At 67.2% G+C, this 23,534-nt stretch carries 23 protein-coding genes; 12 read left to right on the top strand and 11 right to left on the bottom strand.

Going from position 1 to position 23,534, the window contains the following annotated elements:
- The first annotated feature begins 26 nt into the window (after positions 1–26).
- The 6 genes from JOE31_RS05680 to JOE31_RS05660 all read left to right on the top strand — a co-directional run bounded on the left by JOE31_RS05680 (position 27) and on the right by JOE31_RS05660 (position 4,012).
- Positions 27–1,214, top strand: a complete 1,188-nt coding sequence (locus tag JOE31_RS05680; protein ID WP_245198989.1) for an NYN domain-containing protein — start codon at positions 27–29, stop codon at positions 1,212–1,214.
- 66 nt (positions 1,215–1,280) lie between these two features.
- Positions 1,281–1,409, top strand: a complete 129-nt coding sequence (locus tag JOE31_RS21680) for a hypothetical protein (protein ID WP_280872639.1) — start codon at positions 1,281–1,283, stop codon at positions 1,407–1,409.
- A 40-nt stretch (positions 1,410–1,449) separates the two neighbouring features.
- Positions 1,450–1,911: a hypothetical protein gene (locus JOE31_RS05675; protein ID WP_209742537.1), complete on the top strand. Its 462-nt coding sequence runs from the start codon at positions 1,450–1,452 to the stop codon at positions 1,909–1,911.
- Between the two features lie 44 nt (positions 1,912–1,955).
- Positions 1,956–2,843: a hypothetical protein gene (locus JOE31_RS05670; RefSeq protein WP_209742536.1), complete on the top strand. Its 888-nt coding sequence runs from the start codon at positions 1,956–1,958 to the stop codon at positions 2,841–2,843.
- Entirely contained in the window at positions 2,840–3,400 is a 561-nt protein-coding gene (locus JOE31_RS05665; RefSeq protein ID WP_209742535.1) for a hypothetical protein, read from the top strand. Before JOE31_RS05670 ends, JOE31_RS05665 begins: the two co-directional genes overlap by 4 nt.
- A 72-nt stretch (positions 3,401–3,472) precedes the next feature.
- A complete protein-coding gene (locus JOE31_RS05660) occupies positions 3,473–4,012 on the top strand; it encodes a hypothetical protein (protein ID WP_245198988.1) in 540 nt (179 codons plus the stop codon).
- A 15-nt stretch (positions 4,013–4,027) separates the two neighbouring features.
- Here the strand turns inward: JOE31_RS05660 and JOE31_RS05655 are convergent, their stop codons facing one another.
- A complete protein-coding gene (locus JOE31_RS05655; protein ID WP_209742534.1) occupies positions 4,028–4,921 on the bottom strand; it encodes a rhodanese-related sulfurtransferase in 894 nt (297 codons plus the stop codon).
- Positions 4,922–5,065: 144 nt separating this feature from the next.
- Between JOE31_RS05655 and JOE31_RS05650 the strand changes: the two genes are divergently transcribed.
- Together JOE31_RS05650 and JOE31_RS05645 are read left to right on the top strand one after the other, a co-directional pair.
- Positions 5,066–5,758: a GNAT family N-acetyltransferase gene (locus JOE31_RS05650; protein ID WP_209742533.1), complete on the top strand. Its 693-nt coding sequence runs from the start codon at positions 5,066–5,068 to the stop codon at positions 5,756–5,758.
- A gap of 107 nt (positions 5,759–5,865) precedes the next feature.
- Positions 5,866–8,286 (top strand): DEAD/DEAH box helicase, encoded by a 2,421-nt coding sequence (locus JOE31_RS05645; RefSeq protein ID WP_209742532.1) that lies wholly within the window; start codon positions 5,866–5,868, stop codon positions 8,284–8,286.
- Positions 8,287–8,457: 171 nt separating this feature from the next.
- Here JOE31_RS05645 and JOE31_RS05640 read toward each other — a convergent pair whose 3' ends face one another.
- The 7 genes from JOE31_RS05640 to ssd all read right to left on the bottom strand — a co-directional run bounded on the left by JOE31_RS05640 (position 8,458) and on the right by ssd (position 14,005).
- Entirely contained in the window at positions 8,458–8,922 is a 465-nt protein-coding gene (locus JOE31_RS05640; protein ID WP_307864375.1) for an Rv3654c family TadE-like protein, read from the bottom strand.
- A gap of 2 nt (positions 8,923–8,924) precedes the next feature.
- Positions 8,925–9,380, bottom strand: coding sequence for a TadE family type IV pilus minor pilin (locus JOE31_RS05635; RefSeq protein ID WP_209742531.1), 456 nt, complete (start codon positions 9,378–9,380; stop codon positions 8,925–8,927).
- A complete protein-coding gene (locus tag JOE31_RS05630) occupies positions 9,377–9,670 on the bottom strand; it encodes a DUF4244 domain-containing protein (protein ID WP_209742530.1) in 294 nt (97 codons plus the stop codon). Before JOE31_RS05630 ends, JOE31_RS05635 begins: the two co-directional genes overlap by 4 nt.
- A gap of 168 nt (positions 9,671–9,838) precedes the next feature.
- A complete protein-coding gene (locus JOE31_RS05625; RefSeq protein ID WP_209742529.1) occupies positions 9,839–10,453 on the bottom strand; it encodes a type II secretion system F family protein in 615 nt (204 codons plus the stop codon).
- Entirely contained in the window at positions 10,450–11,277 is an 828-nt protein-coding gene (locus JOE31_RS05620; protein ID WP_209742528.1) for a hypothetical protein, read from the bottom strand. The genes JOE31_RS05625 and JOE31_RS05620 overlap by 4 nt, the downstream gene beginning before the upstream one ends.
- Positions 11,274–12,554, bottom strand: coding sequence for a TadA family conjugal transfer-associated ATPase (locus JOE31_RS05615; RefSeq protein ID WP_209742527.1), 1,281 nt, complete (start codon positions 12,552–12,554; stop codon positions 11,274–11,276). Before JOE31_RS05615 ends, JOE31_RS05620 begins: the two co-directional genes overlap by 4 nt.
- Positions 12,551–14,005, bottom strand: coding sequence for a septum site-determining protein Ssd (gene ssd, locus JOE31_RS05610; RefSeq protein WP_374100807.1), 1,455 nt, complete (start codon positions 14,003–14,005; stop codon positions 12,551–12,553). Before ssd ends, JOE31_RS05615 begins: the two co-directional genes overlap by 4 nt.
- A 206-nt stretch (positions 14,006–14,211) precedes the next feature.
- On the opposite strand from ssd, the gene JOE31_RS05605 reads away from it, so the two are divergent.
- Positions 14,212–15,918 carry a bifunctional 3'-5' exonuclease/DNA polymerase gene (locus JOE31_RS05605; protein WP_209742526.1) on the top strand — a complete coding sequence of 569 codons (1,707 nt, stop codon included), beginning with the start codon at positions 14,212–14,214 and terminating at the stop codon, positions 15,916–15,918.
- 159 nt (positions 15,919–16,077) lie between these two features.
- Positions 16,078–16,278: a YegP family protein gene (locus JOE31_RS05600; RefSeq protein ID WP_209742525.1), complete on the top strand. Its 201-nt coding sequence runs from the start codon at positions 16,078–16,080 to the stop codon at positions 16,276–16,278.
- A gap of 54 nt (positions 16,279–16,332) precedes the next feature.
- On the opposite strand, the gene JOE31_RS05595 is transcribed toward JOE31_RS05600, so the two are convergent.
- Genes JOE31_RS05595 through JOE31_RS05585 form a run of 3 tightly spaced genes read right to left on the bottom strand, consistent with a single transcriptional unit; the run spans position 16,333 to position 19,428 of the window.
- Positions 16,333–17,010, bottom strand: a complete 678-nt coding sequence (locus JOE31_RS05595) for a CoA pyrophosphatase (RefSeq protein ID WP_011693200.1) — start codon at positions 17,008–17,010, stop codon at positions 16,333–16,335.
- The gene (nth, locus tag JOE31_RS05590) at positions 17,007–17,840 is read right to left on the bottom strand and encodes an endonuclease III (protein WP_307864373.1); all 834 of its coding nucleotides are present in this window, start codon (positions 17,838–17,840) and stop codon (positions 17,007–17,009) included. The genes JOE31_RS05595 and nth overlap by 4 nt, the downstream gene beginning before the upstream one ends.
- Before the next feature lie 10 nt (positions 17,841–17,850).
- Positions 17,851–19,428 (bottom strand): hypothetical protein, encoded by a 1,578-nt coding sequence (locus JOE31_RS05585; RefSeq protein ID WP_209742524.1) that lies wholly within the window; start codon positions 19,426–19,428, stop codon positions 17,851–17,853.
- Positions 19,429–19,921: 493 nt separating this feature from the next.
- Here JOE31_RS05585 and acs point away from each other — a divergent pair, with 493 nt between their 5' ends.
- Both acs and JOE31_RS05575 read left to right on the top strand, forming a co-directional pair.
- On the top strand, positions 19,922–21,952 hold the full coding sequence (acs, locus tag JOE31_RS05580; RefSeq protein ID WP_209742523.1) for an acetate--CoA ligase: 2,031 nt from the start codon (positions 19,922–19,924) through the stop codon (positions 21,950–21,952).
- A 227-nt stretch (positions 21,953–22,179) separates the two neighbouring features.
- Positions 22,180–23,490, top strand: a complete 1,311-nt coding sequence (locus tag JOE31_RS05575; protein ID WP_245198987.1) for an ABC transporter substrate-binding protein — start codon at positions 22,180–22,182, stop codon at positions 23,488–23,490.
- Positions 23,491–23,534: the final 44 nt, after the last annotated feature.

Genomic DNA, 23,534 nt, shown 5'->3' with positions numbered 1-23,534 from the left:
CAGCAGCACCACCTATGCTTCAGAGCATGAGCCGCAAAAGTGTGATCTTCGTTGACGCAGGTTTCCTCCTGGCCACAGGCGGGCTGCGGGTCACCGGGAACTCGCTGCGCTCTGCCTTTTCCGTTCAATACAAGAGCCTGGTGGACGGCATCCAGGAGTTTGTCAGCGAGCGCGACAGCCGGGACCTGCTGAGGATGTATTGGTATGACGCCGCCAAGGACGGCTTGTTCAGCGACGAACACAAGCGGATCGGGCTGCTTCCGGGAGTGAAAGTCCGGCTCGGGCGCATGTCCTACAACGGCGAACAAAAAGGTGTGGACCTTAAGCTCGGGCTGGATCTCGTGGGAGTGGCGCGGAACCGGTCGGCTGACGTCGCCTACCTGCTCTCCGGCGACGATGACCTCGCCGAGGCGGTGGAAGCGGCGCAGGACCTCGGCATGAAGGTGGTGCTGCTGGGGATCGAGAACCAAGGCCACCGGCTGGGGGTCACCGCGGTGGCTGAGCATCTGGCATTGCAGGTTGACGATATTGCCACCCTGCCGCAGACGCTCCTGGACCGCTGCTTTGCGAAGTCGGCGCCCGTGGCTGAGCTTGCCGCCTACGCGCCCGCTTCGTCCGAAACCGGAGCTACAGTCAGCGTGTCCGGCAACGGTGCGGCCCATCTTCCCGGCACGCGGCCTGTCCCCGGGCCGGGCGTTGTTCCCGCCCGGCCCGCCACCGCGGCTCCGGCCGCTGGCTATGCGGCGGGCTCCGCTTCCGAGGCTGCCGGATCCACTGCGCCGGCAGAGCCCGGGGCCGCTTCTGCCGCGGCTGCTGCGGGCCCGGCAGGGCCATCCGGCAGGCCGGTCCCGACGCCCGGACCCAGGCGGGTGGTGCAGCCGGACGTGCGTCCGGTGCCGGCAGCAGGCGTTGTGCGCCGGGAACCGGTCTATTCCACGGCAACCGGCGCCCCCGCGGCCCAGAGCCCCTGGTTCGACCTGGTGGAGAGCGCCGAAGCGGTGGCTGTCAGCCTTGCGGATAACTGGCACGGCAGCGTCAGCCAGCGCGAACTCAACGAACTCCTCGCCGAGCGGCCGCTGCTGCCACCGACGATTGACCGGGTCCTCATCAAGGACTGCGCCGCGAAGATCGGCGAAGCCAAAACGGACCTGCAGGACATCCGCAAGGCCATCCGGGCGGCATTCTGGCGCCGGCTGGATGAGCTCGTTCAGTAGCAGCACCGCGGGAATCATGCGCAGCAGCGGCTGCTGTACCTTGCGCCCTACCGGCCGGTTTCACTCATGCCGCCGGTCCGCCGGGACCTCTCCCTGGTGCTGGCGGACCCTGCCGAGGCGGACATCGAAGTGCTGCGCGACCGGGTGTACATCGTCCTCCACCAGGGAAAAGTGCAGGAGCTGATCGCCGGTTAGGACGGTCAGCGCGGCCCGCGTCAACGGGTAAGTTGGAGGTATGTTTTCACGTTCATCCGGGCCCGGGCCGCTGCCTGCACTGAGGCGCGTCCTCGGCAAGGCGGCCGCGGGCACCTGCCTGCTGGTTGCCGCCTCGGCGTGCTCTTCAGCCGTTTCCATCGAGAACGCCGACGTCCCTGCCTGGAAGGCCACAGCCCTGCCGACGGCCAGCGGAACGGTGCTCGAGGATGCCGGCAAGATCCTCAACCGCCAGCCGCTGGTCAAGGATGCGGCCGACGTTCCGGCCGGCGCGTACACCCTGACCATGACGTGCGACGGCGGCGGCAAGGCCTTTTTCACCGTCAGCGCCGGTGGCACGAAGCTCGCCGAGGCCGGGGCCGCCTGCAACGGCAGCCGCGAGAACGCCAAAATATCCGTGCCCGCCGCCGGAGCCGTGCAGGTCAGCGTTTCCAGCGTGGATGCCCCACTCATCTACGCCTACCATCTGGCGGCCGGAAGCTAGCTCTGTGACTTGCACCGTCCCCAAGGGTGCGTATGCTCAGGGACATGTCAGCTCTTTGGGGGAAGCGGATGATGGGCGTCGCGGCGGTTGTGCCGGTTGCGGGCCTGCTTGCGGCGGCACTGAGCGGCTGTGAATACGCGGACGACGGCGGTCCGCCGGGTCTTGCTGGGTCCCCGCCACGGTCGAACGCCGGCCCGGACCGGCCGGACTCCGGTAAGGCGTCGAACTCTCCCACGGTCCAGCCGGAGCGGGCCAACGACGAGCAGTTGAGGCGGCTGCTGGGGCCGCCAGGAACCGATCAGCTGCCATACGTGACGGCAACGGGGGCTGCGGCCGCGTGGAGCACCGAGGTACCGGCCGGCGACTACCTCCTCACAGCCGCCTGCGTTGCGGCGCAGTATGGCGTGCTCGAGGTGCGGCTGGCCGAGGCCACCCCGGAGCAGTCAAACCTCCTGTGCCACACGCGGAGGGTCATGCGCCTCAACCACCAAGGCGGCCTCATCACGGCACGGGTTGCGGCCGCCGCCGAGCCGCGGTTCGGCGCGAGCGGTTTCCGGCTGGAACCCTACCCTGACGCACCTGGTTCAACGGCGGAGCCGGCCGCGGGCTGGTCCGCGGAACAACTCGGCCCGGCGCAACCGGGTGAGGTGCGGGGCTATCCGGTGGCGGGCCGGTGGCATCGCTCCGGGCCGGTTGGGTCACCCGGGACACTGACCCTTACCTTTGCCTGCGAAGGGACCGGCACTGTTGAGATTACGGTGGTTAAACCCAATGGTGAGGATCTGCTCTCCGGCAGCGGCTTTCCCTGCGGCAGGCCTCGTCCCACAGACATTCCGGTGGGACCGGACGGCATCCTGGTGAGGCTGGATTCCACCAGTGATACGGTCCGGGCTGCGTACAGCCTGCTGCCCGCTGCCGGGAGCGGGCTGTGATGGCGCACCGGGCGCCACGGCGCGCGGTTCTTCTGGTGGCAGGAGCCCTGGCCGCGGCCGGCCTGGCCGGGTGTGAATACGCGAACGACGTCGGTCCGGAGCCGTCCCGACCGACCGGCCGCCCGGCAACCACGGTTGCCGCACCACCGGTTCCGTTCGGAAGCATGGATCCCGCACTCGAGGCTGAGCTGGAACGAAACATGGCAGCCGTCGAACTCCTGCTGGCGGACGTCCCCGTGGGTGCGGGCGGCGCTGCCGGAGCTATCAGCGGGCACACCGGAGCGGGAGGCGGCCTGACGTTCAACGGAGTCCTGACCGGGGCGGGCGTATACACCGTTACGGCCGTCTGCGTCGGTGCGGTGACGGCGCAGCTGGTGGTCACCTCCCGCGGGGCCGCCGGCACCACCCATCGCATTGACGTGCCCTGCGGGGAACCGGTCAGCAAACAGGTCGAGCTGAACACCGGCCCGGTCACCGCCCATTTCGTGAGTCCGGACGGGGACCGGGTCCGCACAGCGGCAGTAGGGGCGATCCGGATTCTGGACCCCGGCCCCTGACGCCGGAAAGGGCATCGGGCCTGCGTCCGGCCGCCTCTGGTTTGGGGATGGCGGCAGGCCTAGAGTCAGAGTATGCACACCGTGCAGGCACCCCGGGTGCCACGGCGGACGGCCGCGGCGGCCGCCGTCGTGCTTTCCGGTGCGCTGGCCGCCGGTGCGGCACTGAACGCGTGCGAGTACGTGTACGACGACGGCCGCGGGCCGCTGCCCACCGCGACGGCGCCGCCCTTCACCGACGCAACCCTCCCCCAGGACCCCCGGCGGAACCTCCCGGTGACCGGCGCGGAACTTGAGGCGTGGGTCGGGCAGGTCCTCCCGGACACGGCGGGCCAGGTCTTCCACACGGGTTTCGGCCTGCTCAAGGCGGGCACCGCGCGCCAGGAGAGCACCGGGCAGCTGCCCAGCGGCACTTACTCGCTGACGCTGGCGTGCAAAAGCCCGCGCAGGGTGTCGTTCACTGTGCGCAACGGGGAGTTTGCTCTTGTGGACCTGAGCCTGCGGTGCGGAACTTCGCGCGTGAACGTAATCCATGTGTCCAACGACGCCGTGCTCAGCGTGGAGGTGGCGGCCCAGTCCGCAGCGAACTTCGCCTACCGGATCAGCAGGATCTGAGCGCGGGATGCCTAACTAGGCGGCGCAGCCTTCCGGGCAGCGCAGTGTCTCCGGGCTGGAGGCGCACTCCGTGCAGTAGAGCGTGAGCGTGCGGCATCTCGGGTTGGAACAGTTCTCGAACTTGCTGGTCGGAGCCGAGCAGCGGACACACTCGCCGATCGTTTTGGCTTCGTCGCTGAATTCGAGGTGCATGCGCTTGTCGAAGACGTACAGCGACCCTTCCCAGAGGCCCTGGTCCTTGAAGCTCTCGCCGTAGCGGACAATCCCGCCGTCGAGCTGGTAGACCTCCTTGAAGCCGCGGTTCACCATGAGGCTGGAGAGCACCTCGCAGCGGATCCCGCCCGTGCAGTACGTGACGACCGGCTTGTCTTTGAGGGCGTCGTACTTGCCGGACTCGAGTTCCTTGATGAAGTCATGCGTGGTGGCCACGTCCGGGACGACTGCGTCCTTGAACTTGCCGATCCGGGCTTCGAAGGCGTTGCGGCCGTCGAAGAACACCACTTCCTCGCCGCTTTCCTTCTTGGCATCAACCAGCTGGTGCAGTTCCTCTGGCTTGAGATGGGTGCCCCCGCCCACCACACCGTTGGCGTCCACCTTGAGCTCGCCGGGGGCGCCGAAGGATACGATTTCATCCCGCACCTTGACGCTGAGGCGGGGAAAGTCCTCTGCTCCGCCGTCGGACCACTTGACGTCAATGCCGTGGAAACCCTTGTATTCGCGGGTTGTCTTCACGTACTGCTTGACGGCGTTCAGCTCGCCGCCTACGGTCGCATTGATGCCGTCCTTGGAGATGAGGATGCGTCCGGTCAGGCCCAGCTTCTCGCACAGGGCGCGCTGCCACAGGCGCACGGCGTCGGGATCTGCGATCGGAGTAAAGCCGTAAAAGAGCACAATTCGGTTCAAAGCCACGTATTTAAGGGTACTTGCTGACCGAAAGCGGCCGAAACGGGGCCTTAGCCTCTACCAACGGTTCCGGTCACAATTCAATAAGCAAGCCTCCCTCCCGGGCCATACCCCCTGTTGCTTGCGGCAGGGCTGGAATACTCTCATCACATGAGTCCAGACGCCATGGTTGAAGACATCACCCGCCTCGTGGAAATCTGGGTAACCGGATGGGCCGGTTGCCGGGGCTACGAGACGCGAACGGAAGGCCGCTTTCCGGCCGCGCTGCGCGCGGACACCACGAAGGAATGGGAATATTTCGCCCACGATCCCTCGGACACTGAATTCGCCGAGCTGGCTGCCAAGACAGCGGAAGCTCCGGCCCGGATCCTCACCATCCTCACCAACGACGTCGCGCGATATACCTACCTCGCCCAGCAACAAGGCCTGAACGTCACCTCCGCCTCGCAAACCATGATGATCGTGGACATGGAGACTCAGGACTCCGAGGACCCCTGGCTTTCCGACGATGACCTGAAGCTGACCTCCTTCAAAAAGGACGGCGTCCACCATGCCGTGGTGAACGCCGGGGAATCCGTGGCAGCCAGCGGCCGCGTCTTCGTGGTGGGCCACACGGCGGTGTTCGACAAGATCGTCACCGAACCGGCGTACCAGCGGCGCGGGCTGGGGAGTTTCATCATGAAGGCATTGGCGGCGCAGGCGTTTGAACACGACGTGGAAAACGGCCTGTTGCTGGCCTCCCTGGACGGGCAGAAGCTGTACTCGCACCTGGGCTGGACCACTCTGTGCCACGTACTGATGCTGTCGGCATCGAACGAAGGCGCTGACCTTTCCGTCGGTTAAAACTGCTGCAGCCGGTCGGGCTGCCATGCAGGGGTTGTTGGTGCTGGACCTGTTGCTGCCCGGTTGCTCATGTCCGGCGATTTGAGCCCGGATGAAACAATATTGAAGTGAACCCCCATGACTCCCTGATTCCGTTGCTGGGCCGTGGCCCGGACCCGGAACAGTTGCGTCATGTCCGCACCATTCCGGCCCGCCAGGCCGTGAACGAGCCGTGGCCGGAATGGGCCCACCCCGACATCGTCGAGGCTTACGGTTCCCTCGGCATCCACGAGCCGTACCGCCACCAGATCCAGGCGGCCAACCTTGCCCATGACGGGGAACATGTCGTGATCGCCACCGGGACCGCCTCCGGAAAGTCGCTGGCCTATCAACTGCCTGCGCTGGACGCGATCCACCGCTCGGAGCTGCGGGTACTGTCCCAACCGGGAAAAATCCACGACGACGGCGCCGTGGCGTTGTATCTCTCCCCCACCAAAGCCCTGGCCGCCGACCAGCTTGCCGCCATCCGCTCGCTCAAGCTCCCGACTGTCAGGGCCGAAACGTACGACGGCGACACCGACCCGGCGTCCCGGCGCTGGATCAGGGACCACGCCAACGTGATCCTGGCCAACCCCGACATGCTGCACTTCGGCATCCTGCCCAACCACGCCTGGTGGGCGAGTTTCTTCCGCCGGCTCAAGTACGTGATTGTCGACGAGGCCCACAGCTACCGGGGCGTCTTCGGCTCCCATGTGGCCAACCTGATGCGTCGGTTGCGGCGCATCTGCGCTTATTACAGCACCAGCACCAGCACCTCCCAGCCCGGTCCGGTGTTTATCGCCGCTTCGGCGACCGCTTCCGAGCCGGGAACGTCCTTCGGCCGGCTCATCGGCGCGCCGGTCCGCGCCGTATCCGAGGATTCCTCGCCGCACGGTTCCACCACCGTGGCTTTCTGGGAGCCTGCCCTCACTGAACTGCGCGGCGAGAACGGCGCCAAGGAACGCAGGACTGCCGTGGCCGAAACCGCCGACCTGCTGGCAAACCTAGTGTCCGCCCGCATCCGGACCATCGCGTTCATCAAATCGAGGCGCGGGGCAGAGACCATCTCCGCCATCACCAAGAGGCTTCTGGATGAGGTGGATCCCAGCCTCCCCCAGCGTGTTGCCGCCTACCGTTCCGGCTACCTCCCCGAGGAGCGCCGGGCGCTGGAGCGGGCGCTGAGGTCCGGGGAACTCCTGGGCGTCTCCAGCACCTCGGCCCTTGAACTCGGGATCGACATCTCGGGCTTGGACGCCGTCCTGGTTGCCGGGTGGCCCGGGACCAGGGCTTCACTCTTCCAGCAGATCGGCCGGGCGGGGCGCGCCGGCCAGGACGCCATCGCCGCTTTTGTGGCCAGCGATGATCCCTTGGACACCTACCTGGTGAACCACCCGGAAGCCATCTTTGATGTTTCCGTCGAGGCCACTGTGTTCGATCCCTCCAATCCGTATGTGCTGGGACCGCACCTGTGTGCCGCCTCAGCGGAACTACCACTGGGTTACGCGGAGCTTGACCTGTTCGGTCCCACCGCGGAGAAACTCCTGGACCAGCTCGTCTCCCAGGGTTACCTGCGCAAGCGTCCGGCCGGCTGGTTCTGGACGCACCCGCAAAGCGCGGCGGCCATGGTGAACCTGAGGGCCGACGGCGGCGGTCCCGTGAGCATCGTCGACGCCGACACGGGTTCCCTGCTGGGCACCATGGACTCGCCGCAAACTCACTATCAGGCCCATACCGGCGCCGTGTACGTCCATCAGGGCGACAGCTATGTGGTGGAGGACCTGAACGAGGCAGACCACTGCGTGGTGGTTCGCCGCGCCAACCCCGATTACTACACCACGGCCCGTGATGTGACCCAGATCGAAGTCCTGGAGACGCAGCGGACGGCGCAATGGGGAGACGTCGCCGTGCACTTCGGGGACGTGAAGGTGACAACTCAGGTGGTCTCCTTCCAGCGTAAGGCGCTGATTTCGAATGAGATTCTGGGCGAGGAGCCGCTGGAGCTCGGCGCCAGGGATTTGTTCACCAAGGCCGTCTGGTTCGTGGTGGACAACCGTTCGCTGACGGGGGCCGGGCTGATCGAAGCCCAGTTCCCCGGTGCCCTGCATGCAGCCGAACACGCTGCCATCGGACTCCTGCCGCTCGTGGCGTCCAGCGACCGCTGGGACATCGGCGGGGTATCCACCGCCATTCATGCCGACACCGGGGTGCCCACGATCTTCGTCTACGACGGGCACCCCGGCGGCGCCGGTTTTGCCGAGCGCGGCTTCGACAAGGCCAAAGTATGGCTCTCCGCCACCCGTGACGCGATTTCGGCCTGCGAGTGCGACGCCGGCTGCCCGTCCTGTGTTCAGTCGCCCAAGTGCGGCAACAAGAACAACCCGCTGGACAAGGCGGCGGCGATCACCCTGATCGACGTCCTGCTGAAGGACGCCACCGAACAACTCGCCGGGCAGCCGGCTGGTGCCCGGACACCTGGTGCACTGGCGGAAGAGCACGCAGCCCCCTTTTAGGCCCGTCACCCTGGGCCGGCTTCCCGGCCGCGCCTGAGCCCGGCTTCCCGGCCGCGCCTGAGGCCGGCTTCCTGAGCCCCGCCTCCCGGACCTCGTCACCGGTCCCTCACGGGGGCGGCTCGTGGGTGCTGTTCAGGGAGGCGGACCAATGGGCCAGGGCATGGTGCCCGGTCATGGCGGCGGGCCGGCCCTGGCGTGGCCGGTCGCCACGCCGAACATGCTCCTGTTCAAGAGCTCTGTCCGGACCTCGACGGTGTCACTTCCTCCTTCCGTGCAACTGGTTATTCTCGCCCCTTGCCGGCCGGCAACATCGGCCGCCACGGAGCACGGCACGCCCTGGCTGATCCCGCGCAGCGCGTCGGCGGCCGCCAGCGCTGCAAGGTCGGCGGCCGCCGCTGCCCTGGATGCCATCACGGCCGACTGGGCAAGCAACAGCATCAGCACCATGGCTAGCATCACCACCATTCCGAGCCCGGCGGCAAGAACTGTTCCGGATCCGCGCTCATGGCCATGTTCCGGCTCACCGGCATGTGCTCCGCCCGGTTCCGGATTTCCCTGCTCGCCGTTCCCGGGTTTCGGATTTCCCTGTTCGCCGTTCGCCGGTTCCGAATTTCCCGGGTGCGCAGCCCCCGCCACGTTCACGAGGCCACAGCTTCGGGACGCTGCTCCCGGACGTGCCCGGAGTGTGCCGGTACGGTCCACGTCTCCGACGGACGGACTCGCACGGACTCCGCGGTTTCGCTCCTGGCCAAAGCCCGGGCGGACAACGTCCACGGGATGATGGACCCGACTGGCCCGGACACCCTTCCTGAAACCGTGACACTGAGCCATTCACCCTCACCCACGATGGATGATGATGCCGAGCCCCCGGCGAGCTGCCGGACGATACCCTCCACGGCGCCGGCGTCTTCCCCTCGCGCCAGCGCCCTTGCCCCGGCCCGTGCCGCTTCTTCGAGCCGAAGCTGGGTAATCCCCGCCGCCGATCCCGCAAGCAGCAGCGCCAGGAGAAGAAGGACAGCCGGCAACGCCACCGCGAACTCGGCGGTCACAGCTCCGCGGTCCGCCACCCGGCAGCGGCGTAACCCCTGCGTCATGGCAACGCCAGCGCCGTCCGGATCAGGTTCAGCAGGAAGCCCCGGACTTCGTCACTGCGAAGGATGAACACCAGGATCCCGGCGAAACCCACTGCGGCGAGGGTAGCGATGGCGTATTCCGCGGTGGCCATTCCCACTTCGGATCCCGTAAGACGCCGTCGCGCCCTGCCGGAAACGGGCGCCGCTTCCCGGGCACCCGGGTAGATCTCCAGCACTTCTGCGTCCGCGTGGACGGCCTGGCCGGTGGGCTCAGTCTGGGCGTACGGGCGGTGGTTGGATGTAGTTGACATTGCAGTTCCTTCCATTGTTTTCCGGCTGATCTGCCGGCTGATTCGACTCTCCCGGCTTGGCCGAATGGAGATAAGGGAGAGGTTCGGCTAAGTGGAAAAGCCCGGAAAGCCGTGGCTGTGGAGGAAGACTTGGCCGCGGTCGGGCCTCCCTCCATCCGGGACCCTGGGTCAGCTTCCGGTGGGAAGCATCGCCAGCAAGACCGGGACCACGCCCAGGCAGACGAAGGCGGGCAGCGAACAGAGGCCAAGCGGGACCACCAGCCGTACGCCGAGGGCGGCAGCACGCTTCTCCGCCGCCCTGAAGCGTTCCCTGCGCAGCCTGGCTGCCTGTGCGTAGAGAATGGCCGACGACGGCGCCCCGGTCAGGGCGGCAAAGCCCAGTGCCTGCCGCAGGACCAACAGCTCCGGAGTCCTGACCTCGGAACTGCGCCACGCTGTTTCCCAGTCGGCTCCAATGGCCAGCGCCGACACAACGGGACGGAGCGAATGGCGGTACTCAGGTGAGGCTGAATCAGCGACGAGTTCCAGTGCACGCCCGATCCCCGAACCGGCGTCCAGCATGGCCCCGATCAGCTCCAGCATCATGGCGGTGTCGCGCAGGCCCTCCCCGGCCCGAAGAGCCGGACGGGTTGTCCCGGCATCGCCGTTCCCTCCGTTGTCCATGGTCAGCCGGCTCCGCCGAAGAAGTCTCCTGTACGGGCTACCGCGTCCGGTCAAGGCCAGGGCAGCGGCCGCGGCCAGCACAAGTGCCACGACCGCCGACGGCAGCCATTCCGCCGTCATGGTGTTCCAATGGCAGAGCGGACGAGCCTGGCAGACCAGATCCGGCCGGCCACCGTCAGCGCTACTCCGGCTGCGAGCGCAGCCATCCCAAACGGCGTGCCGAGCAGGATGGACAGCGGATCCACGCCTAGGGCAACCCCGAGCCCCAGGCCCAGCAGGGGCAGCCAGGTCAGGAGGGTGACCGTTGCCTTCGGACCTGCCAGGGCGGTCTGGCGGGCGGCTTCGGCGTCGTCCTCCACCTCAAGCTGCGCCGCCAGACGGGTCAGGACGTCGGCCAGCGGGCAGCCGCTCGCTGCGGCAATATCGAAGCACGCCGCGATTTCGCCCCAGATGCGCCGTTCGCGGTTTTGGCCTCCGGGGAAGGCTGCAGCAGATGCCGCCCGAATGGCCTCCGCCACGGGGGAGCCCCGCAGGGCGGCTGCCCGGGCCACTGACACCATCGACAACGACCCGGGGGTGAGTCCCGGCTCGTCACCGGGTCCGGGCGGCTCCTCCACGGAATAGACCATCCAGAGTTCGTCCCACAGCCGTGACGGCGTACGGCCTCCTTTGAGCAGCGCAGCCAACTGCTGGACCACAACCGTCATGGGCACTACCTGGGTTTGTTGGCGCGACTTCCCTGCCCGGATGGCGTTCCAGACCGGTGCCCCACCTGGCCGGCCGCCTCTTCCCTTGATCCCGAGCGCACTTCGGGAGCCTCGCCTGCCTTGCGAGTCCGGGTGCCCGGGGTTCAGTGCTGTGCGGATCCTCCCTGCACGGCCACCTGGCGGCCGGGCCATCAGCCATGCGGCGAGTACCAGTGCTGTGACGAAGAGAACCATCATTCGCTTCCCCTGTGCACTGGCCCCACGGGTCCGGCACCGGGGTCCGCGGCGCCGGAAGCATCAATGCCCAGTCTTCGAGCCAGCTTCGGCCATGAGGCTCCAAAGCTGACGGCACCCGCCTGCACGGCCACGGCAGCCGAGACTTCCAGTCCGAGGGGTCCGTCTTCAACCACCCCGATGCAAGCCACCTGACGGATGCCGCGGGACCGCTCAACATGCACCACAACGTCCAAAGCGCTGGCAACCTGCAGCCGCATGGCGTCCTGGCCCATTCCGGCAAGGGCCCCCAGCGCCGTGAGCCGGGCAGGCACGGCGGCAGCTGTGTTCGCGTGGATGGTCCCGCCGCCGCCGGTGTGTCCGGTGTTCATGGCCGTCAGGAGTTCGCGGACCTCGGCTCCGCGGCATTCCCCCACCACCAGGCGGTCGGGCCTCATTCGGAGGGCCTGCCGTACGAGTTCGGCGAGGTCCACGGCACCGCCGCCTTCGAGGTTTCCGTGCCTCGACTCAAGTGACACCACGTGCGGGTGGACGGGGTTCAGCTCGGAAGCATCCTCGATCAGGACGAGCCGTTCGCCAGGCTCGCTCAGCCCCAGGAGCGTTGAGAGGAGGGTGGTCTTCCCCGACCCGGTGGCACCGCTGACGAGGAAGCTCAGGCGCCGTGAAACCACGCGTTCCAGGACGTCCTGGACCAAGGAACCAAACATGCCGCCGTCCCGGAGCTCGTCCAGCGTAAACACCTGGTGACGGCGGATTCTGACGCTCAACAGCGTCCCGGCTGTCGAGATCGGCGGGAGGACTGCGTGGACCCGGTATCCGGCCTCAAGCCTGACATCCACGCACGGGGATCCGTCGTCAAGGCGCCGCCCGCCTGCCGCCACGAGGCGGGCCGCCAGCGAACGGACCTCGCTTTCGGAGGAGAACGACACCGCCGCCTGCTCCAGGCCGTTTCCGCGGTCCAGCCAGACGGAGTCCGGGGCGTTGACGAAGATGTCCGTGACGGACGGATCCCTGGTCAGCGCCTGCAACGGTCCCAGGCCGTTGAGCTCTGCGCTGATCCTTTCGACGGCGGCCAGCGACCCCGCCGTGCCCAGGAGCCTTCCCGTGGCCTGAACGGCAGCGGCCACCCGGGAGGGGGTCACCGGACCGGAATCGGCCATCACTGATTCGCGGACCGATTCGAGCAGCCCGGCGTCGAGTGCACTGTTCTGCCGCCGCCTGAGGCCGCCGGCCGGCCCGGGAAACCGGGACGGACCCGGCATCTGCGGAGGCGTGCTCATGGAAGCTCACCACCCAGCAGGTCGAGTACCGAGGCGGCGAACCGGCGCACGCTGCGCCGGCGGCCCATTTCCAACAGCCGGCCCAGCTCCGTGGCGTTGGCCGTGCCCTTCACCTCCGGAACAAGTCCTTGCAGGGGCAACCCTACGGATTCCGCGATCAGCGGCCCGTCGAGGACGGCTCCCGCCTTGCCCCTGATCACCAGCGCAGTCTCCACCGGGGGGAGTTCCTGCAGGAGTCTGGCGGACGAAACGGCGGCCTTGAGCTGCGCGGGGGCCACCACGAGGATGCGGTCGCAGTCCCAGGCGAATGTCCGCAGCGGCTCCGTTCCGCGGCCGATGTCCACCAGGACGAGTTCGTACCCACGCCGCGCGGCATCGAGGACACCGCCCACGGTGGCTGCCTCCACACCCTTTTGGCGTTCGCGGCTGCCCGGCCAGGACAGGAAGGAGAACCCGCCCGCCACGGGCAGCGCGTCGGACAGCTGTTCCGGATCGATGCTCCCGCTCGCCTCTGAAAGGTCGTTCCACCGCAGACCGGGTGATTCTTCGGCAGCAAGGGCCAGTTCCAGGCCGCCGCCCCAGGGATCGCCATCAATCAACAGGACGCGGGCTCCCCACTCCGCGGCAGCCTGGGCGATCCAGATCGAAGCGGTAGTGGCGCCGGCTCCCCCGCACCCGCCTGTCACACCCAGGACGAGCCCGCCGGCTTCCGGTGACCGTGAGCGGCTCAGGTATTCAGCCAGCCACGCGGCGGCATCCGGTAGTACCGCCACGCGTTCGGCGCCCAGGGCCGCGGCAAGATGCCAGAGGCTGTCGCCCTCACCGCCCAGGCCCACGAGCACGGCAGGTGCCCGGCGGCGGGGCGGCAGCTCGCGGATATCGCTGCCCACGAGTACTACGGCCGCGGTGTCCCAGAAAGGGGCCGCTTCGGTGGCATCGGCTGCGACGCGAATCTGGCCGCCGGCAGCGGCCACGATCCGTTCAACCTCGCCGCGAAGAAAGTCAAAGCCGGTCACCAAGAGCGTTTCCGCAGACTCGGCCGGAAGCCAGGCGCCGGGAGCCCGGGCGGCCGGCAGGGCATCCCTTGCCGTGGTTCCGCGGACTGCCGCCCTGGCCTGGCCTGGCCGCCTGCCCGCATCAGCCTGCCGGCCGGGCGTCTGCCGCCCGCGCGTGGATCGTCCTTCCTGGGCGCGCGGTTTGGCTGCTTCTTCTTCAGTTCCGTTCCGTGCCCGGGACGCTTCTCGGCGCGAAACGCCGTCATCTCCCGGCGCTGTGGCCCGCGCCGCACGGCGTGCCGCCATGCCCGGCTCCGGAGGCCCGGCTGACGCTCCGGAGGCTGGACCAATACCTCGGCCCGGGGCCGTCACGGGGCCGGGGCCGAGGCCGCTGAATTCGGGCGTGAATTCCGGCGTGGGCTCCGGCGTGGGTTCGTGAAGATGCTGCCTGCTCATCCTGACACTGTGCCGACCCGCCGACCCGTCCGGACAGACCCCGCACACGCCATGTGGACAACCTCCGGCACCGAACAACCTGTGGAGGGGAAGTGCGCCCGCAGGACCACCTCGCGGTAGGCCCGCAGGACCGGCACAAGGGCACAGGCTGCCTGCAGGGCGGACTGCGGCGCCGACATGGCACTCCACAAGGCAGAATTAGGACTATGTACCTGCTGCTGTCCGCCCACGCCGACGGCGCAGCCCTCCAGGAACTGGCAGCGGACGGCTCTGCCGCCGCTGCCAACCCCAAACCCCGCCTCATCAGCGCCGGCGAGCTGGCCGGCGTCGTACGTGAACTCGAAAAGCGGCGCCCGCGCTGGATCTGGCACCGGACGCAGGACTGGTATCCGGCGCTCCTGGCGGCGGGGGTTGAACTGGAACGCTGCTACGACCTCACACTCTGCGGAGCGATCCTGGCGCACTCCGAGTTCACCGCCCACACTGCCTATGCCCGCAACGCGGAAAAGCTCACCCAGGACGACGACTCGCAGCAGCCGCCACGCAGCCTGCAGCCGCCGCCCCAGCCGGCACATCAGGGGGCACTTTTCGAGGACTCCGGACTCAGCCGGGCACCAAGGCATTCACTCGAGGAGCTGCGCACTGAGTACGCCGCCCAACAAGAAGCCCTCAGCCAGGCGGGCACGGACGCGAACCGCAGGCAGCGCCTCCAGTTGCTCCTCGCCGCTGAGTCCGCGGGCGCCATGATCGCGGCGGAAATGCAGCACACCGGTGTTCCCTGGCGCGAAGAACTTCACGAAGAGATCCTGGCGGACTATCTGGGCCCGCGCCCGCCGCTGGGCCACCGGCCCGCCAAGCTCGAGGCGCTGAACACCGAGCTCCGCAGGCTCCTGAACTCGCCAGGCCTCAACCCGGATTCGCCCCAGGAACTGATGCGCGCCCTGCACCGGAACGGCATTGAGGTGAAGACCACCAGGCAATGGGAACTCAAGGAATCCAGCCACCCGGCCATCGAACCTCTCCTCGCCTACAAGAAGCTGGCACGGCTCCATGCGGCCAACGGCTGGGCCTGGCTGGACGCCTGGGTGAACAACGGCCGCTTCCAGCCCGAGTATGTGGTGGGAGGCGTCGTCTCCGGACGGTGGGCATCGCGCGGCGGCGGAGCACTGCAGATTCCGCGCCAGATCCGCGGCGCCGTGCACGCCGATCCCGGCCATAAACTCATCGTGGCTGACGCCTCGCAGCTCGAGCCGCGGGTGCTGGTGGCCCTGGCCCAGGACTCCAAAATGGCCGAAGCAGCCCGGGACAAGGATCTCTATGCGGGCATCGCAGCCCAGGGATTCGGCGGTGACCGCGCCAAAGCCAAGGTGGCCCTGCTCGGTGCCATCTACGGGGCCACCACCGGCGAATCCGGGCGCCTTATGCCGCAGCTGACCCGCACGTACCCGCGTGCCGTCGGCTTCGTGGAACAGGCTGCCCGGGAGGGAGAGGCCGGCGGAACGGTCACCTCCAGGCTGGGCCGCAGCAGCCCGCCGCCGTCGGACCGCTGGCTGCAGAGCCAGAAATCCACCACCGCCGAGGAACAGCGCCGGGCGGACGCGATTGCCCGCTCCCGCGGCCGGTTCACCCGCAACTTCGTGGTCCAGGGGTCGGCAGCTGACTGGGCGGCCTGCTGGCTGGCGGAGTTACGACGGCGGCTCCGCGCCATGCGCTCGACCGGCGGACCCACGGGCGAGCTGGTGTTCTTCCTTCATGACGAAGTGATGGTCCACTGCCCCGACGACTCCGTGGACGCGTGTATCCGGGCCATCGAGGAGGCAGCTGCGGCCGCCAAGGAACTGCTGTTCGGCCGGATTCCGGTGGAATTCCCGGTGAGCGTGGCAGTGGTGGACTCCTACGACAAGGCGAAATAGCCCCTGTAAGTCGCGCTTTGTAACCTACCTGTTGGTAGCTTTGTGGACTGTCTCACATCCCGGTTAAGCTCGATTAGCCGGTTCGCAGCAGTGGCAGTGCAGCTCCGATAAAGGACCGGCCGATGCAATGACGCATGGAACTTGGGGAGGCACCACATAGTGGCTGGCACATTTGAAATTGTTAACGCGGAGGAAGAAGCTTTCTACTTCCGGCTCACGGCCGACGACGGCACGTTGGTGGCGGTTTCGCCACGGTTCAAGACGCTCAAAGGCGTGGTCGCAGGCATCAACGCGGTCCGCGAGAATGCAGCCACCGGGCTGGTCGTAAACCGCTCCCGGAGGGAACTGGCTTCCGGCTAGCGCCGCGGGCCGCTCGGACGGGCAACCGGCCGGCCCAGGACTTACATTAGGTGTTCACACATCGATCTGGTGCAACCGCGACCGGTCCCAGGGAACGGACCAGCCCAGGTGATCGAACAGTTCGTTCAGGATCATCCCGGTAAAGCCCCAGACCACCACCTTGTTCACCACGAAGGCAGGGCTCAGGAACGACTGGCCGGCCCGGCTGACCGTTGCCATCACGCGGTTGTCGGGATCCAGAAGGTCCCGGACCGGGACCCGGAAAACCTGGGCCGATTCGCCGTAGTCCACCACCCGGACAGGCGAAGGCGAGTGCCACCAGGCAAGGACGGGCGTCACCAGGAAATTCCCGCGGGGCAAGGCCAGCTGCGGCATGGCACCCAGTACTTCCACCCCGGCCGAGTCCAACCCTGTTTCCTCTTCGGCTTCGCGGAGGGCCGCTTCGATGGGGGTCTCGCCGGGGTCGATCCCGCCGCCCGGAAACGCCACCTGGCCGGGGTGATCGTCCAGCGTGTGGGCGCGTTCCAGCAGCAGGACATCAAGGTCGGCCGGTGCCAACGGCTTTCCCGAAGCGGCCGGAACGTTGTCCAAGGCACCGAACAGCATCAGCACGGCGGCTTTGCGGGCAACGCTGTCATCCACCGCGAGATCGCGCCAGTAGGGATTGCGCGCCGGGCCGCTCCCGGCGTCAATGGCGGCAATGAGGTCCACGAGGTCCTGGCGGGCGGTCATTTCCCCCGCTTTTGTGATTCCATCCGGATTTCAGCAGCCCGGTGTGTTTCAGCCAGCAGTTGTGCCAGGAGCGCCTCCTGCCCGGGCGCGAGCTCGTATTTGAGCAGCTTGCGTGCCTTCTCCGGGTCCGTCTCCCCCGCCCCGTAGCTGGGGCACCACGTGGCCACCGCACAGGCACCGCAGGCCGGCTTCCGTGCATGGCAGACGCGCCGTCCGTGAAATACCACCCGGTGCGAGAGCATGGTCCAGTCCCGCGGTTCGAACAGCTCGGCCACATCGGCCTCAACGCGGACGGGATCGTCGGATTCGGTCCAGCCCAACCGCCTGGCAAGGCGGCCAAAATGCGTGTCCACGGTAATCCCGGGAATGCCGAAGGCGTTGCCCAGCACCACGTTGGCAGTCTTACGACCCACACCGGGCAGCGTTACCAGGTCCTGCAACCGCGGCGGCACCTCACCGTCGTACTCGTCCACCAGCCGGTTGCACAGCGCCATGACGTTCCTCGCTTTCGCGCGGAAGAAACCGGTGGGCTTGAGGATCACTTCGAGCTCGGCGGGGTCGGCTTCGGCCATGCTCCGGGCGTCCGGATACCGGGCAAACAGCATCGGTGTGACCTGGTTGACCACCACATCGGTGGTCTGGGCCGAGAGCACTGTCGCCACGAGGAGCTCGAAGGGGCTGCGGAAGTCCAGCTCGGCGTGCGCATAGGGGTAAAGCTCAGCCAGCGCCCGGTTGATCCTGCGGGCCCGCCGCTTCAGCCCCAGCAGGGATTCCCCGGACGTCCGCGGAATAATGCCGCCCGGCTTCGGGGTGCCGGAAAGAGTGGCCACCGGCGGCCGGCTAGCCGCGCTCGATGTTGCTGAGGTCCCGCAGCACGCCCACCCGGCCGTCAGTGTGCTGCACCAGGAATTCGTGCCCCCGGTCTTCCAGGGCAAGAACCCATCCGCCGGGATCGATCACGAACGCGGGCATGCCCGTCCGCTCATCGATGGCAGTGCGGGGCTGGGCCACGGCGAACCAGAAAGCCTCGTGGACCGGCTGCTCCTCGTGTTCCTCCGGCCGGCTGTAGGGGTCAACCGTAGCACCGATGGGCTCCTGCGACCTCACCTGCGGGTTCAGCATCGTCTCAGCAGGAACCGATGCGGAGGGTACTGCGCCTGTGGCCTGACTGGAGTGGGCCTCCGGGCCGCCGGCGGCTTGCGTCCGCTCGGAGGCGGCGGGAACGGCTGCGGCGGCCTGCGTCCGCTCGGGGCCGGCGGCGGGTCCGGCGGCTTGCGTCCGCTCGGAGACGGAAGGAACGGCTGCGGCGGCCTGAGTCCGCTCGGAGGCGGCGGAAACGGCTGCGGCGGCCTGCGTCCGCTCGGAGGCGGAAGGAACGACGTCGGCGGCCTGCGTTGCGGGCGACGCGTCGGCACCGCGGCTGGCGGCTGCAGCACCTACCGCGGCGGCCCCCGCGGCGGCAGCGGCGTTGTTGCCCGCCGCATGGCCCGATGATGCGGCCACGCCTGCGGCAGCTGCCGGAACGGCGTCGCCCTGCCTGGCTGCGCCACGCTGTGCTGGCTCATGCTGTGCTGGCACATGCTGTGGTGTCCCGTACTGCGTTGCTCCATGCTGCGTGGCCGCAAGCGGCGTATCTCCAGCTGAGGCGCCGGCGTAGGGACGGTCGCCGTTCTGGACCGCACTTGCGGGGGCACCCTTGCTTGCAGCGGGAGCGTCGGCGGCACCCCCGCCCCCTGCAGCACCGGCCGTCAGTCGCTTCGACCAGCCGGCCAACGTGCCGGAGCCGGGCTCCTTGGCGGGCTTGGGCTCCTTCGGGGCGCTGGGCTTGCGGAACGGTGCGGCGGACTCACGGGCCACGACATGCGCGGGAACCTCGGCGCGGTCCAGGAAGTCGCCGGCCAGGAACGGAATGAAGCGTGCCAGCACAGTGGCCGCAAAGAGTCCTACGGATCCGATCAGTCCCACCAGCAGGACCGGTACGAATTCCTGGGCGGCGGACAGGAAAAAGAACCCCAGGGAAAACGAAGCGACCACAGACGCGAACTGGTCAATGGACAGGGACCCGATCCGCACCCTGGATTCGGGGCTCAGCCTGCGGGCTACAAAAAGGGCGGTCACGATGAGGGGCAGGATGATCCCCAGGCCCAGGAAGAAGAGGTTGCCCAGGTTCCACAGGTTGTACCGGGAAGCGAACATCGGGATCAGCGACGCGACAAACAGAAGAAGCGTCGACGCAAAGACGGTGAGGTCGCGCACGGTGAACGCGCCAAGGACCGTTTCATTCTTCTTTCCGGTCAGCCTGCTTCCCGCGGGCTTCGCCCCGTCCGCACTTGCCGGCTTGCCGGAATTCGCCGGGCCTGTCGCCTGACCGGGATGCTGATGGACGGCTTTGTGCTGTCCATGGCTCTGCTGGTTCATTCTGTTCTCCTTAGCACGGCGGCGCCCTGGACAGCGCCTCCTAACGGCAGGCAGAAACGGGACCGCCAAGCGGTCCTGTTGCCTCCATCGGATGTCACAACTCCATCTCAGCCTAGCCAAGTGATTGGCTGATCACTAGCTGACGGGCCGGAGGCGGACGCAGCGGAATACCAGCGGAATTTGCATAGCACACCCGCCTGTTTACGGGGTGGACGCGACCCTTGAGGAGGGGCCGGCCAGGCTTCCGGCTACCGCGTCCGGGATCGCCGGATGCGGGGCCCCGGAACCACTCGGCGCTTAATAAATGCCGCTCACGGTTCACTATGTGACGGGGCACACGCACGCTGCGGGGCAGGTATTAGTGTGTATTTCGGAACAGCTCTTTGCGGTACAGCCGTGACCAGCCGCCGCCCGATGCCGCGCATGCGGCCCGGCTGTGGCCCGGTGACGGTCCGTCCCGCGCAGCAAAGATCGATGAATGATGAGGTTCACCATGTCCCAACAGACCACAGGCTCCACCACGACAACACCCCGGCAGGGCGACGCCTTCGAGAACCTCTCCCAGGAGGACCGCAAGTTCGCCCCGTCAGCGGAGTTCGCCGCCAACGCGGTGGTCACCGCTGCGGACTACGCAGAGGCCGATGCCGACCGTCCCGCATTCTGGGCGAAGCAGGCCCGCGAGCTGCTCACCTGGAGCAAGGACTTCACCCAGACACTTGACTGGTCCAACCCTCCCTTCGCAAAGTGGTTCGTCGGCGGCGAGATCAACGCCGCCTACAACGCGCTGGACCGCCATGTGGAGAACGGCCTCGGGGACCGGGTGGCCATCTACTTTGAGGGCGAGCCCGGCGACACCCGCACGTACACCTACGCGCAGCTCACCGACGAGGTCAAGAAGGCAGCCAATGCCTTCGAATCCCTCGGCGTGGCCAAAGGCGACCGCGTGGCCGTTTACCTGCCCATGATCCCGGAGGCGGTCATCACTTTGCTGGCCTGCGCCCGGATCGGCGCCATCCACTCCGTGGTGTTCGGCGGCTTCTCCGCCGAGGCCCTGCGCTCCCGCATCGACGACGCCGAAGCCAAGCTCGTGGTCACGGCCGACGGCACCTACCGCCGCGGCAAGCCCAGCTCGCTTAAGCACGCAGTGGACGACGCCTTGTCCCACGAAGGGGACGGCAGCGGCCACACCGTCGAGAACGTCGTCGTCGTCAAGCGCAACGGCCAGGACGTGGACTGGCACGAGGGCAGGGACCATTGGTGGGCCGACACCGTTGGAGCAGCCTCCGCGGAGCACACGGCCGTGGGCCATGACTCCGAGCACCCGCTGTTCATCCTTTACACCTCCGGCACCACCGGCAAGCCCAAGGGCATCCTGCACACCACCGGCGGCTACCTGGCCCAGGGCGCCTACACCCACAAGGCCGTGTTCGACCTGCACCCGGAAACGGACGTGTACTGGTGCACCGCCGACGTCGGCTGGATCACCGGCCACTCCTACGTCGCCTACGCCCCGCTGATCAACGGCGCCACCCAGGTCATGTACGAAGGCACCCCGGACTCCCCGCACCAGGGCCGCTGGTGGGAAATCATCGAAAAGTACAAGGTGTCCATCCTCTACACCGCACCCACCGCGATCCGGACCTTCATGAAGTGGGGCAAGGAGATCCCGGCCAAGTTCGACCTCTCCTCCATCCGCGTCCTGGGCTCGGTGGGCGAACCCATCAATCCCGAGGCCTGGATGTGGTACCGCGACGTCATCGGCGCCAACGCGGGCAAGAACGGCGAAAAGAAGGAAAATCCGGCCCCGATCGTGGACACCTGGTGGCAGACGGAAACCGGTGCCCAGATGATTGCCCCGCTGCCGGGCGTCACCGCGACCAAACCCGGCTCGGCCCAGGTGCCGCTGCCAGGCATCGCCGTGGATGTGGTCGATGAGGCCGGCGAATCCGTACCGAACGGCCGCGGCGGCTTCCTGGTCATCCGCGAGCCCTGGCCGGCCATGCTCCGCGGCATCTGGGGGGACCCGGAACGCTTCAAGGAAACCTACTGGTCCCGCTTCGAGACCATGTATTTCGCCGGTGACGGCGCCAAGAAGGACGACGACGGCGACGTCTGGCTCCTGGGCCGCGTGGACGACGTGATGAATATTTCCGGCCACCGGCTCTCCACCGCGGAGATCGAATCGGCCCTGGTCAGCCACCCCGCCGTGGCGGAAGCGGCCGTGGTGGGTGCCGCCGACGAAACCACCGGACAGGCCGTCGTCGCCTTCGTGATCCTCCGCGAGGACGCCGTGGACTCCGGGGATGCAATCGTCCAGGAACTCCGCAACCACGTGAGCAAGGAGATCGGTCCGATCGCCAAGCCCAAGACCATCCTGGTGGTGCCGGAGCTGCCCAAGACCCGTTCCGGCAAGATCATGCGCCGCCTCCTCAAGGACGTCGCCGAGGGCCGCGAAGTCGGTGATGCCACTACCTTGGCGGACAACACCGTCATGGCCCAGATCGCCCAGTCGCTCAGAAAATAGCCGTCGTTCAAAAAGTAACAGTCGCCGGAAATCCCGGCTGAAGGGCGCCAGTCGGCCCCGCTTTTCCCCGCTCCGGCGCGGAAAAGCGGGGCCGCACTGCTTTGTGACGATTCAAACATGGAATGCAGTCAAAATGTTGTTTCCCGTTCTTTCCTGTTCTCTTTTGAGAGGTTATAGTCAGAGCATGTGAGGTGCCTCACATGCAGCTATTTTTCAAGGGAGAGAACATGGCAGCACAGTTTGATGCGTCGGCAACTGCTTATCCGAGCCGGCGGACCATCCTCAAGACCGTCGGCGTCGGCGCGGCAGGCCTGGCCGGCATTCCGTTCCTCGCCGCCTGCACGGGCGGTAGCGGGCCGTCGGCCACGGGTTCCGACTCCCCCGGCCTCACCTTCGGTTCCGGATCCTCGGACGACGTCCCCAAGCGGGCATACCAGGCCGTTACCGATGCCTTCACCGCCAAGACCGGCAAGAAAGTCACCACCAATGTGGTGCCGCACAACGATTTCCAGAACAAGATCAATTCCTACCTGCAGGGCTCCCCGGACGATACCTTCACGTGGTTTGCCGGCTACCGCATGCAGTACTACGCAGGCAAGGGACTGCTGGCACCGATCGACGACGTCTGGGAGAGCATCGGCGCCAACTACTCCGACGCGCTGAAGAAGGCCTCCACCGGCCCGGACGGCAAGCTGTACTTCGTCCCCAACTACAACTACCCGTGGGGCTTCTTCTACCGGAAGAGCCTCTGGGCGGAGAAGGGCTACGAGGTCCCGGAAACCTTCGATGCCCTCAAGGCCCTGGCCACCAAGATGAAGGCCGACGGCCTCATCCCGATCGGCTTTGCCGACAAGGACGGCTGGCCCGCCATGGGCACCTTCGACTACATCAACATGCGGCTCAACGGCTACCAGTTCCATGTGGACCTCTGCGCCCACAAGGAATCCTGGGACCAGCAAAAGGTCAGCGCAGTCTTTGACACATGGGCGGAACTCCTTCCCTTCCAGGACCCGGCCGCCCTCGGCCAGACCTGGCAGGACGCGGCAAAGGCGCTGGAGGCCAAGAAGACCGGCATGTACCTGCTGGGATCCTTCGTGACCCAGCAGTTCACCGATCCCGCCGTCCTGTCGGACATCCAATTCTTCGCCTTCCCGGAGATCGCCATGGAAGGCCGCGACGCCGTCGAAGCCCCCATTGACGGCCTCCTGCTGTCCAAGAAGGGCGGCGAGAACAAAGCCGCCCGCGACTTCATGGCATACCTGGGGACGGCCGAAGCCCAGGACGCCTACGCCGCAGTGGATTCGTCGAACATCGCCACGGCCAAGGGCACCGACACGTCGAAGTTCACGCCCCTCAACAAGACGTGTGCGGACACCATCGCCAACGCAAAATACATCAGCCAGTTCTTCGACCGCGACGCCCTTCCGGCCATGGCCAACAACGTGATGATTCCCGCCCTGCAGAGCTTCATCAAGGACGGCAAGATGGACGTCAAGAACCTCGAAGCACAGGCCAAGACGCTCTACGCCGCGCAGTAGCTCCGGCCCCGTCAGCCGCGCATCACAGGCAACCATCCAGGAAG

Origin of the sequence: Arthrobacter sp. PvP023 (assembly GCF_017832975.1) — a bacterium.
Taxonomy (GTDB): Bacteria; Actinomycetota; Actinomycetes; order Actinomycetales; family Micrococcaceae; genus Arthrobacter.
Note: the sequence above shows the minus strand (reverse complement) of the source record. Positions and strands in the feature narration are given on the sequence as shown.

What these genes read in the sequence shown, in the direction of transcription:
- JOE31_RS05680 (WP_245198989.1), top strand. Translation starts at nt 27, where the DNA reads ATGAGCCGCAAAAGTGTGATCTTCGTTGACGCAGGTTTCCTCCTGGCC.
- JOE31_RS21680 (WP_280872639.1), top strand. Translation starts at nt 1,281, where the DNA reads ATGCCGCCGGTCCGCCGGGACCTCTCCCTGGTGCTGGCGGACCCTGCC.
- JOE31_RS05675 (WP_209742537.1), top strand. Translation starts at nt 1,450, where the DNA reads ATGTTTTCACGTTCATCCGGGCCCGGGCCGCTGCCTGCACTGAGGCGC.
- JOE31_RS05670 (WP_209742536.1), top strand. Translation starts at nt 1,956, where the DNA reads ATGTCAGCTCTTTGGGGGAAGCGGATGATGGGCGTCGCGGCGGTTGTG.
- JOE31_RS05660 (WP_245198988.1), top strand. Translation starts at nt 3,473, where the DNA reads ATGCACACCGTGCAGGCACCCCGGGTGCCACGGCGGACGGCCGCGGCG.
- JOE31_RS05650 (WP_209742533.1), top strand. Translation starts at nt 5,066, where the DNA reads ATGAGTCCAGACGCCATGGTTGAAGACATCACCCGCCTCGTGGAAATC.
- JOE31_RS05635 (WP_209742531.1), bottom strand. Translation starts at nt 9,380, where the DNA reads ATGACGCAGGGGTTACGCCGCTGCCGGGTGGCGGACCGCGGAGCTGTG.
- JOE31_RS05630 (WP_209742530.1), bottom strand. Translation starts at nt 9,670, where the DNA reads ATGTCAACTACATCCAACCACCGCCCGTACGCCCAGACTGAGCCCACC.
- JOE31_RS05625 (WP_209742529.1), bottom strand. Translation starts at nt 10,453, where the DNA reads ATGACGGCGGAATGGCTGCCGTCGGCGGTCGTGGCACTTGTGCTGGCC.
- JOE31_RS05620 (WP_209742528.1), bottom strand. Translation starts at nt 11,277, where the DNA reads ATGATGGTTCTCTTCGTCACAGCACTGGTACTCGCCGCATGGCTGATG.
- JOE31_RS05615 (WP_209742527.1), bottom strand. Translation starts at nt 12,554, where the DNA reads ATGAGCACGCCTCCGCAGATGCCGGGTCCGTCCCGGTTTCCCGGGCCG.
- ssd (WP_374100807.1), bottom strand. Translation starts at nt 14,005, where the DNA reads ATGAGCAGGCAGCATCTTCACGAACCCACGCCGGAGCCCACGCCGGAA.
- JOE31_RS05605 (WP_209742526.1), top strand. Translation starts at nt 14,212, where the DNA reads ATGTACCTGCTGCTGTCCGCCCACGCCGACGGCGCAGCCCTCCAGGAA.
- JOE31_RS05595 (WP_011693200.1), bottom strand. Translation starts at nt 17,010, where the DNA reads ATGACCGCCCGCCAGGACCTCGTGGACCTCATTGCCGCCATTGACGCC.
- JOE31_RS05585 (WP_209742524.1), bottom strand. Translation starts at nt 19,428, where the DNA reads ATGAACCAGCAGAGCCATGGACAGCACAAAGCCGTCCATCAGCATCCC.
- acs (WP_209742523.1), top strand. Translation starts at nt 19,922, where the DNA reads ATGTCCCAACAGACCACAGGCTCCACCACGACAACACCCCGGCAGGGC.
- JOE31_RS05575 (WP_245198987.1), top strand. Translation starts at nt 22,180, where the DNA reads ATGGCAGCACAGTTTGATGCGTCGGCAACTGCTTATCCGAGCCGGCGG.